The organism is Halosimplex salinum (genome assembly GCF_003730195.1).
GTDB lineage: Archaea > Halobacteriota > Halobacteria > Halobacteriales > Haloarculaceae > Halosimplex > Halosimplex salinum.
The window spans coordinates 112,390-125,789 of record NZ_QWGG01000007.1 but is presented as its reverse complement, the minus strand read 5'-3'; the positions used below and the strand labels follow the sequence as shown (position 1 = coordinate 125,789).

General features: G+C 71.6%; 10 protein-coding genes. 5 read left to right on the top strand and 5 right to left on the bottom strand.

Features of this window, described 5'->3' with window-relative positions; translation table 11 throughout:
* Positions 1–14 precede the first annotated feature (14 nt).
* The 5 genes from D1409_RS17310 to D1409_RS17290 all read right to left on the bottom strand — a co-directional run bounded on the left by D1409_RS17310 (position 15) and on the right by D1409_RS17290 (position 7,719).
* Entirely contained in the window at positions 15–506 is a 492-nt protein-coding gene (locus tag D1409_RS17310) for a DUF7519 family protein (RefSeq protein WP_164471754.1), read from the bottom strand.
* Positions 503–2,560 (bottom strand): DUF58 domain-containing protein, encoded by a 2,058-nt coding sequence (locus D1409_RS17305; protein WP_123538242.1) that lies wholly within the window; start codon positions 2,558–2,560, stop codon positions 503–505. The genes D1409_RS17310 and D1409_RS17305 overlap by 4 nt, the downstream gene beginning before the upstream one ends.
* Positions 2,557–3,576: a DUF4129 domain-containing protein gene (locus D1409_RS17300; RefSeq protein ID WP_123538241.1), complete on the bottom strand. Its 1,020-nt coding sequence runs from the start codon at positions 3,574–3,576 to the stop codon at positions 2,557–2,559. The genes D1409_RS17305 and D1409_RS17300 overlap by 4 nt, the downstream gene beginning before the upstream one ends.
* 26 nt (positions 3,577–3,602) lie before the next feature.
* The gene (locus tag D1409_RS17295) at positions 3,603–5,267 is read right to left on the bottom strand and encodes a hydantoinase B/oxoprolinase family protein (RefSeq protein WP_123538240.1); all 1,665 of its coding nucleotides are present in this window, start codon (positions 5,265–5,267) and stop codon (positions 3,603–3,605) included.
* 376 nt (positions 5,268–5,643) lie between these two features.
* Positions 5,644–7,719 (bottom strand): hydantoinase/oxoprolinase family protein, encoded by a 2,076-nt coding sequence (locus D1409_RS17290; protein WP_123538239.1) that lies wholly within the window; start codon positions 7,717–7,719, stop codon positions 5,644–5,646.
* A gap of 136 nt (positions 7,720–7,855) precedes the next feature.
* On the opposite strand from D1409_RS17290, the gene D1409_RS17285 reads away from it, so the two are divergent.
* The 5 genes from D1409_RS17285 to D1409_RS17265 all read left to right on the top strand — a co-directional run bounded on the left by D1409_RS17285 (position 7,856) and on the right by D1409_RS17265 (position 13,368).
* Positions 7,856–8,761 (top strand): hypothetical protein, encoded by a 906-nt coding sequence (locus D1409_RS17285; RefSeq protein WP_123538238.1) that lies wholly within the window; start codon positions 7,856–7,858, stop codon positions 8,759–8,761.
* Between the two features lie 56 nt (positions 8,762–8,817).
* Positions 8,818–9,645 carry an enoyl-CoA hydratase/isomerase family protein gene (locus D1409_RS17280; RefSeq protein WP_123538237.1) on the top strand — a complete coding sequence of 276 codons (828 nt, stop codon included), beginning with the start codon at positions 8,818–8,820 and terminating at the stop codon, positions 9,643–9,645.
* A 657-nt stretch (positions 9,646–10,302) separates the two neighbouring features.
* A complete protein-coding gene (locus D1409_RS17275) occupies positions 10,303–12,222 on the top strand; it encodes a beta-CASP ribonuclease aCPSF1 (protein WP_123538236.1) in 1,920 nt (639 codons plus the stop codon).
* A gap of 259 nt (positions 12,223–12,481) precedes the next feature.
* A complete protein-coding gene (locus tag D1409_RS17270) occupies positions 12,482–12,691 on the top strand; it encodes a hypothetical protein (protein WP_123538235.1) in 210 nt (69 codons plus the stop codon).
* Complete coding sequence (locus tag D1409_RS17265; protein WP_123538234.1) at positions 12,688–13,368, top strand: DUF7504 family protein; 681 nt, start codon at positions 12,688–12,690, stop codon at positions 13,366–13,368. The genes D1409_RS17270 and D1409_RS17265 overlap by 4 nt, the downstream gene beginning before the upstream one ends.
* Positions 13,369–13,400: the final 32 nt, after the last annotated feature.

Sequence of the window (13,400 nt, the reverse complement as noted above, 5' to 3'; positions counted from 1 at the left end):
GGGGCCGCGCCCGCTCACGGTTCGAGCGCGTACAGGAGGAGCGCGCTCCCGACCAGCAGGAAGACGAGGACGCTCGGGGGGAACGAGGCGGTGACCGACCGGTAGACGCCCAGGGTCAGCGCGCCGGCGAGAAGCGTCGTGATCGACGCGCCGCTCGCGTGGACGAGGACGGACCGGCGGACGGGCGCGTCCCGACCCAGGTGGTCCGCGAGGCCGACGACGTGCTGGGCGGTGGTCCAGGTGACGACGGTGCCGGCGGTCACGACGAGCAGGAGCGCCGGCGATGCGCCGCGGATACCCGCGTAACAGAGCGCGGCGAACATCGCGCCGCTCCCCGCCGTGACGCCGAGCCGGGAGGATCGGTCGGTCGCGGCCCAGACGACCGCGAGGCCGACGAACGCGACGGCGAGGGCGACGAGGTCGACGGCCAGTCCCAGCACCGCGACCGCCCCCGGGGCGACGGCGATCCAGACGGAGTCCCGGGCGGGGCGACGGACGACGCTCACGCCGACCACCGCCTGCGGGCGGCGTCGATGGCCGCCTCCACCGGTTGGTCGGTGTCCCAGTCGACGACGCGCACGCCCGAGCGGCGCAGGTCGGAGAGACGGATCGCGCGTTCGACGGCCGCGAGGCGCTGGCCCGTGGACGCGTGGGCGGTCACGTCGGGGCTGACGACGGTGACGGGGAAGCCGCGGGCGTGGAGCTGTCGGGCGATGGCGACGGCGGCGTCGTCACACAGCGGCGAGCAGAGGACGAGCTGGGCGTCGCCGGGGAGTTCACGTCGGAGGCGCCGCTCCTGGGTCTCGCCGTGGAACGCGCCCGCGGGCCGTCGGCCGTCGAAGGCGGGATGGGTCTCGAGACAGTGACGGGCGCGGGCGGCCTGCCCGGCGCCGCCGCGGGGCTCCAGCCAGCACCACTCCGGCGAGAGCGCGGCCAGCCCGACCGAATCGCCCGCGCCGACGAGCGACGCGACGAGCACGTCCGCCGCCTCGACCGCGTGGTCGACCGCCGACTTCGCGTCGATCCGCGGGGCGACGTAGGCCTCGTCGCGAGCGTCCACGAGGACGACGACCGTCGCGGCGTGCTCCTCGCGGAAGCGGAGCGTGGCGAACTCGCCGGTGGTCGCGACGCGGTTCCAGTCGATGCGGTTCATCGGGTCGCCGCGCCGGTACTCGCGCACCGAGTGGAGTTCGAGACCGCTCCCGCCCGTGTCCGTGACGACTCGACCCACTCGCCGGGCCGTCTGGGGGTGGACCGGGACCGACTCGTCCGCGGCGAGGTCGAGCGCGCACGCGAGGGCGACGCCCGAGTCCGCGGCGACGTGGCGCTCGCGTTCGAGCGCGCCGCTGAAGTCGCGGGCGACGACGTGGACCGGTTCGAAGGGATGGTCGCCTCGGACCGCCTCGACGGTGTAGGAGAAGCGGACCGACTCGCCGCCGCGGAGGGCGGTGGCGAAGCGGGGCGACCCGTCGACGACGCGGACGGCCGCGGGGACGCCGTCGACCAGCCGCAGGTCCGGCAGGAAGTCGTCGCTCTCGTTGGTGACGGTGACGGTGACCGTCACCGACTCGCCCGGCGCCGGGTCGGCCGGCGAGAGGTCCCGCTCGACGGCGAGGGAAACCGGCGGCGGCGAGGAGAGGTAGACGTAGCCGGCGGCGCCGACGGCGACTGCGGCGGCGACGACCAGCGACGGCGGTACCGCGGTGTACCCCGCCCACAGGCCGAATCCGACGCAGAGCAGGCCCAGACCGGTGACGCCGGTCCAGCGACGGGTCCGCCGGTCGACCTGTCGCCGACTCGGGTCGGGCGTCCGCCGCCTCGCCGGCCGGTCGTCCGCCGGCTCGCCCGCCAGGTCGTCGACCGAGAGGCCGGGTGTAAGCGCCGCGAGTTCGACCAGGACGCGGTCGACCCGTCGCTCCAGACCCGACGAGCGACCGAGCCGCGAGCGCACCGAGTCGGTCACGGCGGAGACGGTCTGGGTCCCCGCGAAGAAGCCGCCGGCGACGGGGTCGTCGGTCCACGTACCGTCGGCGACCCGTTCGTGAGCCTCGGACTCGGAGAGCCCTTCGGCGCGGCCGTACGCCGACACCGTCGCCTCGCGGAGGCTGTCGACGACCGTCTGCTGGGCGGAGAATCGCGCACCGCCGACCCCGTGTATCGCGTCGGCGACGGCGGCGTCGAAGTCCGTCCCGGGGACGGTCACCGACTCGCGGTCCTCCACGTCCGCCGTCTCGGCCGTCCTGATCGTCGTGAAGAGCCGTCGCACGAGCGCCAGCGCGCCGAGCGAGAGCGCCGATATCGACACGAGGGTGACGACGAAGGTGCCCGACGGGACCGCCCGGACGAGGTCGAATCCGACGACGGCGGCCAGTCCGAGGAGGACGACGGCGACGCCGAGCGCCGCCCGGATCGGGTTGTCGCGGACCGACGGCGCCTGCAGTTCGAGGTCGCCGGTGACGCCAGCGTCGACGAGGTCCATCGCCTCGCCCATCGCCTGCCCCTGCTGGAGTCGCTGGTCGGTGACCGTCCCCGGGTCGCGGTCGACGTCGTCGGAACTCACGACCGCTCACCCGGGTTCTGTCCGTCTCCGTCGTCGGTGCTGGCGTCCGCCAAACTGTCGCCGTCGGGGTCGGTGCTGGCGTCGGCCGAACTGTCGCCGTCGCGGTCGGCGACGCTGGCGTCGACGCTCCCGTGGTCGGCCTCGATAGCACGGAGCGTCTCGACCGCGTGCCGCTCCCGCTCGGCGGTGACTGGTTCGTCGCCGTACCTGACCTGCTCGAACAGGTCGGTGAGGTCCGCCACCCGGTCCTCGGCCATCCCGGCGTCGACGGCCGCCGCGGCGAACTCGCCGGGCGTCGCCGTGTCCGGGTCGGGACCGTCGAGCGCCGCCGTCATCTCCCGCCAGGCCTCGTAGACGGCGTTCGAGGTGTCGCTCTCGCGCTCCATGCGGTCCGCCGCCCGCCCCGCCGCCTCGGCCACGCCGGACCACTCCTCGGGTTCGGGCTCGGGGTCGGTCGTCCGCTCCGGGTCGACCGACGCGTCGACGCTCGCGCTCGCGTAGGCGACGATCCCGACGGCCGCCAGGAGCGCCAGCCCGACGACGCCGAACGTCACGAGCGTCGGGAGGTCGCGCGACCGGTCGGACTGTGACTGCTCGCTCCCGCCGAGGTCGCCACCGCCCTGGGCCCCCGCCGAGACGTTCTCGGCGAACGACGGGACGGACTGGTCGAACCCGCTCCCGGCGAAGAACATCAACGCGCCCACGATCAGGAGGACGAGCGCGCCGCCCGCGAGGATCCCCAGCGTGCGGTCGCGACCGAGGAAGAAAAGCGCCGGGAGCCCGAGCGCCACGAAGGCGGCGACCACGATCGCGACCCAGTTCGCCGGAAGTCCCGGCGGATCCTCTGTGGTCGCGTTCGCCGGCGTCGGTTGCGCCTCCGGCAGGTCGCTGGAGCCCGAGGCGTCACCCTCGCCGAGCCCGCGACTCGGCGTGGACGCCGAGAGCGAGGAGGCGGCGAACGCCAGCGCGAGGACACAGAGGACGACGACTAGCGCCGCGACGAGCCTATCTGCCATGCGTGAACAAGTCAAACAACACGGACTTAACGGTTCCCGTCGCCCCTGCCGGTTGCCGTCTCCGATTTTCCCCCGTCGGAATCGGTCGATCCCCCTGAGTCGTCGGCGGGTCGCTCCGCAGCGGGCCCGTGCCCGCCGCCGCCGGGCGTCTCGACGGTGACCGTCGTCCCCGCCGCGACCGCCCGTGTCACCTTCGAGGGGGCGCGTTCGCCACCGATGCGGTTGATCCCCGGTTCGGCGTCCGCACCGCCGGCGATACCGCGCGGTGCGTGTCGCCGCCGCTCGGTCAGCAGGGAGACCGTCGCGTCGGTCTGAACTTCGAGCGAGCGCACGAGTCCGTCGCCGCCGCGGTAGCGCCCGTCACCGCCGCTGTCCTCGCGGAGGGCGTAGCGCTCCACCCGGAGCGGGTAGGCCGCTTCGAGCGCTTCGACCGGCGTGTTGAGCGTGTTCGTCATCCCGACCTGTACGCCCGAGAGCCCGTCGCTCCCCGGGTTCGCGCCCGCACCGCCGCCGACCGTCTCGTAGTAGGCGAAGTCGTCGTCGCCGACGACGACGTTGTTCATCGTCCCCTGTCCGCCCGCGGGGACCCGCTCCGGCGCCGCGTCGGCCAGCGCCGCGAAGACCACGTCGGTCACCCGCTGGCTCGTCTCCACGTTCCCGCCGACGACCGCGGCGGGCGGATCGGGGTTCAGCAGCGATCCCTCGGGTGCCGAGACGCTTACCGGCTCGTAACAGCCGTGATTCGGCGGTATCTCCGGGTCCGTTACACATCTGATCACAAAGTATACGGCGCTCTTGGCGACGGTGAGCGGCGCGTTGACGTTGCCGGCGACCTGGTCGGCGGTGCCGGCGAAGTCCACGTCGACCGCGGCGCCGTCGACGGTGACCGTCACTTCGACCGGGACGTCGTCGTCGGTGACGCCGTCGCCCTCCATGGCGTCGCTGGCGCGATAGGTGCCGTCCGGGAGGTCGCGCAGTTCCGCTTCGACGCGCTCGCGGGAGTAGTCGATCACCGCGTCGAAGGCCGCGAGCAGGCGGTCGCCGTGGTCGGCCAGGAGGTCGTCGATCCGCGCCTCGGCCCGCTCGTTCGCCGCGATCTGGGCGCGGAGGTCGGCTCGGCGTTCGCCCGGATTCCGGACGTTGGCGAGCAGGAGCGACTCGGTCTCGGCGTCGATCTCACCGTCCTCGACGAGTCTGACCGGCGGGATGCGGAACCCCTCCTGATGGATGTCGCGAGCGCCGGCCGGCATACTCCCCGGTGCCATCCCGCCAACGTCGGCGTGATGGGCGCGCGAGACCGCGTAGCCGAGGATCGAGCCGTCTCCATCTTCGCCGTCGAGCGCGTCTGTTGCCGGTGCGATCGGCGAGACGAGCGTGACGTCGGGGAGGTGCGTCCCGCCCGTGAAGGGGTCGTTGAGCACGAACACGTCGCCCGGCTCCGGGTCGTGTTCGAGGACCGCGTCGACCGCCTCCGGCATCGCCCCGAGGTGGACCGGGATGTGCTCGGCCTGAGCTATCATCCTGCCGTCGGCGTCGAAGAGAGCGGTCGAGCAGTCCCTCCGCTCGGTGATGTTCGGCGAGTAGGCGCCCCTGATCAGTACCTGTCCCATCTCTTCCGCGACGCTCTCGAGCTGATTTCTGAGTATCTCGAGTTCGACGGGGTCGAGCTCTCTGGAATCGAGTGCTACCATCTGATTCGTCCTCCTGTGAGAGTGTTCGTGTGAGTGGTGCCGGCGTTCTCGCCGAGAGGGGAAGCGACGGCAGCGAGCGCGGAAAGCCCCCGACCGCTCCGGTCGATGCACTCGCTGCGTTCCTCGCCTCGCTGCGCTCGGCCGCGGTGCTTGCGTCGCGCGTCTTCCCGGAGCGGCCGGCCCCTTTCAGTCCCGCCCCGCGGACGGCACAGCCGACAGCCACACACCTCCCCAACCGACTGCGGTGCTCGCTGCGCTGCGCTCCTCGCCCCTCGCACGGCTCCGTCTCGCGGCCCGCGCGTCGCGCGGGCACCCTCGACAGCGTGCGCCACGTGGATTCTCGACTGTCGGCGTCCCCTCACTCGCCCGGTCCCCCTCACTCCTCGGTCACCTCCAGCACGAGCGTGCCGTGAGCGTCGGCGTGAGCCGACCAGTCCGGCGGGAGGACGACGGTGCTCTCGCCGCCGGCGAAGACGGCCGGGCCGTCCACGTTCACGTCGACGGGCACCCGGGCGCGGTCGTACACCGGCGCGCGGTAGAACCCCGACGGGAAGAACACGTCGCGCTTCCCGAGGAGCGGGTCGCCCTCCGGGCTGTACGCGAGATCCGGCGGGTCGCCCGGCACGGTCGCGGTGACGCGACAGGTGACCAGGTCGACCGGGTCGTCGAGGCGGTAGCCCCGGGCGCGCTCGTGTTCGGCGTGGAAGCGCTCCCGGACCGTCGCGGCGTCGAACGGGTCCGGCGCGTCGACGGCGAGTTCGAAGCTCTGCCCCTCGTACCGACAGTCGACGCGCCGGGCGAGCGTCGCCGCGTCGGGATCACTGGCCTCGTCGAGCACCGCGTCGGTCAGGTCGTCGAACACCGACTCGACCGCGTCGGCGTCGAGGTCGGCGAGCGACCCGCGACGGGTTCGGGCGGCGTCGTGGCGCTCGTCGGCCGCGAGCAGCCCCAGCGCCGAGAGGACGCCGTTGCCGGGCGGGACGAGCACCGTCTCGATCCCGAGTTCGTCGGCCAGCGACGCCGCGTGCATCGGCCCGGCTCCACCGAAGGCCGCCAGCGCGAAGGAGCGGGGGTCGTGGCCCCGCTCGACGGTCACGCCGCGGATGGCGCGCGCCATCGTCGCGTTCGCGACCCGGTAGACTCCCTGTGCCGCGTCGATGACGGTGTCGAGGCCCGCCTCGTCGGCGAGGGCCTCCATCACGTCCTCGGCGCGGTCGGCGTCGAGTTCCAGCCCGTCGCCCAGCGTCGTGTCCTCGCCGAGATATCCCAGCACGACCGCCGCGTCCGTGACGGTCGGCGCCTCGCCGCCTTTCCCGTAGCAGGCCGGGCCGGGGTCCGCGCCCGCGGACTCGGGACCGACGCGGAGCGCACCGCCCTCGTCGACCCGGGCGATCGACCCGCCGCCTGCACCGACGGTCTGCACGTCGACCATCGGCACGCCGACCGGATGGCCCCCGACGCTGGCGTCGGTCGTCCGCTCGACGCTGCCCTCGCGGACGAGGCTCACGTCCGAGGAGGTCCCGCCCATGTCGAAGGTGACGAGGCCGTCGTGGTCCTCGCGCTCGAAGCGCGCCGCGCCGACGACCCCCGCGGCGGGACCGGAGAGGAGAGTCGTGACCCCGCGCCGGCGGACCGCCGCCGCGTCGGCGATGCCGCCGTTCGACTGCATGACCTGCGGCGCCGGAACGGCGAGGTCGTCCGCCCGCTCGATCAGGCGCCCGAGGTAGTCGTCGACAACCGGCGTGACGTACGGGTCCGCGACCGTCGTCGCCGTCCGCTCGTACTCGCGGAACTCCCCGAGCACCTCGTGGCTCACCGACACCGGCACGTCGAGTTCCGCCCGGAGCACCTCGGCGACGCGCCGCTCGTTCTCGGGATGGGCGTACGCGTGCAGGAGCGAGACCGCCACGCTCTCGCAGTCGCCGTCGAGGGCGTCGGCTATCTCCCGGACCTCGTCGGAGTCGACCGGCGTCTCGATCCCCTCGGTCGTGGCTCGCTCGTCGAGTTCGAACCGCCGCTCGCGCGGGACGAGCGGGTCGGGTTTCGTCGCCGAGAGGTCGTAGAGGTCGGGCCGGTCCTGCCGGCCGATCTCGATCACGTCGGCGAACCCCTCGGTCGTCACGAGCGCCGTCTCCGCGCCGGTCCCCTCGAGGAGCGCGTTGACGGCGGCGGTCGTCGCGTGCCGGAACCCGGCGATCGTCGCCGGGTCGACGCCCGCGGCCTCGCAGGCGGCCTCGATCCCGCGAACGACGCCGCGGCTCTGGTCGTCGGTCGTCGGGACTTTCGCGGTGGTGAGTCGCTCGTCGGCCAGGAGCGCCACGTCGGTGAACGTCCCGCCGACGTCGACGCCGAGGCGGGTGTCCCGTGTGGTCGCTTCGTCGGCGGAGTCGGGCGGGTTCGACCGCTCGCCGTCGCCGGGATCGCCGGGGTCTCCGGTGTCGTCAGTGTCCATACCCGACCCAGCGTCGGAACGCCGATAAGCGTGCCCCGTCGTGGCGACGCGTGGACACCTGTCCAGCGAACGGGTCACGTCTCGCGAACGGCCCGGCGACGTGAGGATTTTTGCCTCTGGCGGCCCGAGCGCCGGTGTGAGACGGACCGTCGTCGCCGTCGCGCTGTTACTCGTCGTCAGCGGGTGTAACGCCTTCCCGACGGGCGGGAGCGAGGACGCCCCGGAGGAGACGCTGACGCCGGCCGAGGTCCCCACCGCCGAGTCGCTCCGGACGCCGACGGCCACCCCCACCGAGTGTCTCGCGCCGCGGGTGGCCGCGCCCGACCGTTCGCCCGCGGCGACGCCGACGACGCCCGCCCCGCTTCCGACGGAGAACGGGACGGTACGCGGTGCGGCGCTCGTCACCCGGCACGCCGCCGCGCTGGCCAACTACAGCTACGCGCTGCGGATGGACGGCACTCGCGTCGAGTCGATGCCGGGCGCGACCGCGTTCACCTACGAGGGCGTCACGCTCGGCTTCGAGTCCGTCCAGATGTTCGCCGTCGCCGGGACCGTCTACCACCTCCACCAGACCGGCGCCGGCGTAAGCGTCACCGAACAGCCCTACCCGGGCGACGCCGCGACCCGCGAGCAGTACCTGAACGACCTCACCGGCCGAGACTGGCTGGCAGAGCGCGTCGGACCGTACAACTACACGCGGGTCGACACCCGGACCTGGAACGGCACCGAAGTGCGCGTCTTCCGCGACGACCTCGACGCCGAGATTCTCGTGGGCGCGGGCGAGGCCCTCTCTATCAACTCCACCGTCCTCGTCGACCGACGTGGCGTCGTCCGCCACGTCCGCCACGTCCGCACCGTCCGCTCCGACGACGTGGACGAAGTCGTCAACACCACCGACGTCGAGACCCTCTCCGTCCCCGAAGTCGGGACGGTCACCGTCGAACGGCCCGAGGCGTTCTGCGTCCCCAGGTCCGAGGTCGTCACCGCGACAGACTCACCGACCGAGACCGATCCTCCGGGGACGGCGACCGCGAACGGGTAGGCACTCGGACCGGGTTCCCCAGTGGAACTTTGCCCGCTGGAGCGGTATGCTAACTCATGGCAGCATACGAGAGTATCACCGCCGAACGCGCCGAAGACGACCGTATCGCGATCGTGCGACTCGACGCCCCCGACCGGAACAACACGATCGACCTCCAGATGATCCTCGAGTTCTCCGAGGCGGTCGTCGCCGCCGACCGTGACGACGACGTGCAGGGGATCGTCGTGAGCGCGGCCGGCGAGATGTTCTGCGCGGGCGCGGACCTGCACTACCTGAAAGAGCTCACCTTCGAGGACGGGACGCGGTTCATGACCGCGTACTTCGAGGCGCTCGACCTGTTGCGGGAGACCGGAAAGCCGGTCGTCGCCGGCGTTCACGGCACCTGCGCCGCCGGCGGGAACGAACTGGCGTCGGCGTGTGACCTGATAGTCGCCGAGGAGACCGCCCGGTTCACCCAGCCCGAGGCCGGCGTCGGCGCGACCGCGGCGGGCGGCGGGGTCCAGTTGCTCCCGCTCATCGTCGGCGAGAAGCGCGCGAAGGACCTCCTGCTGACCGGCCGGATGATAGACGCCGAGGAAGCGCGGGCGATGGGCCTCGTCAGCCGCGTCGTCCCCGAGGGCGACGGCGAGTCGCGGGCCGTCGACCTCGTACAGACCATCGTCGACGAGAAGAGCCCGCAGGCCTACCGGACTATCAAGGCTATCCTGAAGCCGTGGACGAACTTCGGCCTGCTCGGGCAGGAGATGGCCCGCGAGTTGAACGCGCGCGTGTGGGACAGCGACGAGTTCCGCGAGCGCGCCGAGGCGTTCCTCGCCCACGAGGAGTTCGACCCCCGCGACTTCGACGGCGTCCGTCCGCCGGCGCGGCGAGACGAGCGCGGCTGACCGCCGGGCGGACGCTGACGAGAGCCGACGCTGGCGAGAGTCGACGCTGGCGAGAGTCGACGCTGGCGAGAGCCGACGCTGGCGAGAGCCGACGCTCGCGTCGGACTGGCGGCGAGCGAAAGCAGGTCGAGGTCCGCCCGCGTCACCGGACGCGACCTCCGGTCGGTCCCACGTATGGCAGGCGTGGGGCCGACCGGGCCCGTGTAGCGCTACACGGGCCCGGTCGGCGGCGATACGCGCCCTCAGCCGGCTGGCATCATCGGGCGCGGCTACTCGGAGTGTCGAGCAGTCTCCCGACCGGAGACGGGTAGTACGTTCCCCGGTTCTCGGTCGTGTCGCTTAGCGGTTGTGGTCCCGGAACTGGACGGGCCGGAGCCGGGGGTCGCTCGCCGCGGTCCGTCGGAGCCGTCGGAAAAGGCTTATACCCACACTCGACAACGACTCAGTGAACGGATTCGTCCGTCCGTCGGTGCGGATCCAGGTCCCGAACTCGGATTTTCCACTCCGTCAAGGTCCGAACCCTCGACGAGAGCGGCCGAGAAAGCGCCACGTGCCCGCACGTTCGAACGGGCAGTCGCGGTGGAGTCACCTGGGCAGACGCGATCCAGCGGACGACAGGTCGACGACCGAACCACGTTCACACCGGAACCCATACGAATGAGTACAGACGACAGCACGAACCCGCTCGAGAAGATGCAGGAGACGGTAGAGGCGGAGGTCCCCGACGAACTATCGATATCGCGAGTCACGTTCGAGGGCCCGGAACTCGTCATCTACACCGAAACGCCACAGAAGTTCGCCGAACAGGACGGACTGATCCCGCAACTCGCCAGTTCCGTCCGAAAACGGATCACGGTCCGTCCCGCGGCGGGCACGCAGGTGCCCGAACGCGACGCCGAGGCCCAGATCCGGGACCTGATCCCCGAAGACGCCGGGATCACGACCCTCCGGTTCTATCCGACGACCGGCGAGGTCGTGATCGAGGCCGAGAAGCCGGGGCTCGTCGTCGGCAACCGCGGCGGCACCCTCCGAGACATCCAGCAGACGGTCGGCTGGACGGCCGAGGTGCTTCGGACCCCGCCGATGGAGTCCTCGACGGTCGACAACGTGCGGAACTACCTCATCCAGGAACGCGACGAGCGGCGGGAGTTCCTCGAGGGCGTCGGCGAACGGATCCACCGCGAACAGACCGAAGAGACGGAGTGGGTCCGCGTCACGACGCTGGGCTGCTGTCGCGAGGTCGGCCGCGCCTCGTTCATCCTCTCGACGCCCGAGACGCGCATCCTCGTCGACTGCGGCGACAAGCCGGGCGCCGAGGGGGAGGTCCCCTACCTCCAGGCGCCGGAGGCCAACCCGATCCCCGACATCGACGCGGTCGTGCTCACGCACGCCCACCTCGACCACTCGGCGCTCCTCCCGCTCCTGTTCAAGTACGGCTACGACGGCCCCATCTACACGACCGAACCGACCCGCGACCTGATGGGCCTCCTCCAGCTCGACTACCTCGACGTCGCCGCCAAGGAGGGCCGGTCGCCGCCCTACGAGTCCGAGATGATCCGCGAGGAGCTCAAGCGAACCATCGCGGTCGACTACGGCGACGTGACCGACATCGCGCCGGACATCAAGCTCACGATGCACAACGCCGGCCACATCCTCGGGAGCGCGGTCGCGCACTTCCACGTCGGGAACGGCTTCCACAACATCGTCTTCTCGGGCGACATCCACTACACGGACACCCGCCTGTTCAACGGTGCGTCGAACGACTTCCCGCGGGCGGAGACGCTCGTCATGGAGTCCACGTACGGGAAACGCGACGACCACCAGACCGACCAGGAGGACAGCGAACGCAAGCTCACCCAGCTGGTCAACCAGACCTACGAGAACGACGGGAAAGTCGTCATCCCCGCCTTCGCCGTCGGGCGCTCGCAGGAACTGATGCTCGTGCTGGAGGAGGCGATGCGCGAGGGGCGCATCCCGACGATGCCCATCTACCTCGACGGCATGATCCGCGAGGCGACGGCCATCCACACCGCCTATCCCGAGTTCCTCCGCGACGGGCTCCGCCAGCGGATCCTCCACGAGGACGAGAACCCGTTCCTCGCCGACCAGTTCCAGCAGGTCGACGGCGGCCAGGAGATGCGCGAGGACATCGCCGACGACGAGCCCTGCGTCATCCTCTCGACCTCCGGGATGGTGACCGGCGGCCCGATCATGTCGTGGCTGCAGCTTCTCGGCGGCGACCCGGAGAACCTGCTCCTGTTCGTCGGCTACCAGGCACAGGGCACGCTCGGCCGACGGATCCAGAGCGGCCGACGCGAAGTCCCCTTCAGCGACCGCGGCACCCGGAGCGAGCAGTTGACGCTCCGCCTCGGCGTCCAGTCGGTGAGCGGGTTCTCCGGCCACGCCGACCGCAACGGCCTCGAGAGCTTCGTCCGAACGATGAGTCCGCGGCCGGAGAAGATACTCTGTGTCCACGGCGACGAGTCCGCGACGGACCAGCTGTCCTCGGCCCTCTACCAGGACCTCAACGTCCGAACCCACGCCCCGAAGAATCTCGAGACGTTCCGGTTCGACTGAATCGCCCGGGCCCGGCGCTTCGTCCTCGAACCGGGACTGAATCCGACGACGACTGACGGATCGAGCGAAACCTATTTATCTCGGAGGCCGGTACGTCAACTCGTACTGCGGCTTTCGTCCCGTCCTTTCTTCGCTAGCCCATCGGTTCGCCACCGCTGTGGGGCGTCCCCGGGCACTGCTCTGAGATGCGCCGTGCCGGATGGACGCCCCTCGCGGAACCGTGGGTTTCCCGGACGGGGCCGAGCGCACGTCTCCACCCATGAAAGAAACAGACCTCCCCTGCTCGGAGTGTGGCGCACAGGTCGTCGAACGCATCGCCTTCACGGCGGACCTCCCCGTCGACGGGCGCGGTAGCGTCCGCGTCGCCGAGTGTCTCGACTGCGGCGCCCGCTACTACCCGAACCAGACCGTGCGCCAACTGGCGAGGCAGTCGACCGACGCTCGCCGACGCCGGACGGCCGAACGGTGACCGAGAACCCCGACCGGAGCGCCGGTCGAGAGCCGGAGCACATCGACGCCCTGCCACAGGGGCTCGCGACCGGCTCGACGGTCCTCGTCGCGAGCACGGGCCACCCCCCGCGACACGATATCGCCCTCCGGATCCTCGCCCGGCTCGGCGACGCCGACGATACGATACTCGCCGTCACGACGACCGAAAGCGCCGACGAGTTCGTCGAGGCCGTCGACCGCGTGTACGGTGACGGGGAGCGCCCCCCGCTCGGCGTGGTCGACACGGTGTCGACGGGGCAGTCGGTCGCGTCTCGCTACGGTGAGGTGCCCGTCGTCTTCACGCCCTCCCCCAGCGACCTGGAGCGACTGGTCGTGGCCCTCGCCGAACTGTCCGGGGACCGCCCGCCGGCCGACGGAGCACGCCACCTCCTCGTGGGGTCGCTCACGCCGGTTCTCGACAGCATCTCGACCGAGCAGGTCTGTACGGTGCTCCGACAGATCTCGGGCATCCGAACGGACGACGGCCTCACACTCGTCGGCGTCGACTACACCGCACACGACGAGGCGACGACGACGGCGCTGACCGAACAGGTCGACGGCGTGCTCTGGGTCACGCCGGACGCCGACGGGCGACTCGACCTCGAGTATCGGCCGGCAACGGGCCGCTTCGCCGGTGTCTCGAGTTCGGAGCAGTGAACGCGGAGGGGCGTTCTCGCCGACGCGAGGCC

Coding starts and splice junctions, on each gene's coding strand:
- D1409_RS17300 (WP_123538241.1), bottom strand. CDS start 3,576: ATGGCAGATAGGCTCGTCGCGGCGCTAGTCGTCGTCCTCTGTGTCCTC.
- D1409_RS17295 (WP_123538240.1), bottom strand. CDS start 5,267: ATGGTAGCACTCGATTCCAGAGAGCTCGACCCCGTCGAACTCGAGATA.
- D1409_RS17290 (WP_123538239.1), bottom strand. CDS start 7,719: ATGGACACTGACGACACCGGAGACCCCGGCGATCCCGGCGACGGCGAG.
- D1409_RS17280 (WP_123538237.1), top strand. CDS start 8,818: ATGGCAGCATACGAGAGTATCACCGCCGAACGCGCCGAAGACGACCGT.
- D1409_RS17275 (WP_123538236.1), top strand. CDS start 10,303: ATGAGTACAGACGACAGCACGAACCCGCTCGAGAAGATGCAGGAGACG.
- D1409_RS17270 (WP_123538235.1), top strand. CDS start 12,482: ATGAAAGAAACAGACCTCCCCTGCTCGGAGTGTGGCGCACAGGTCGTC.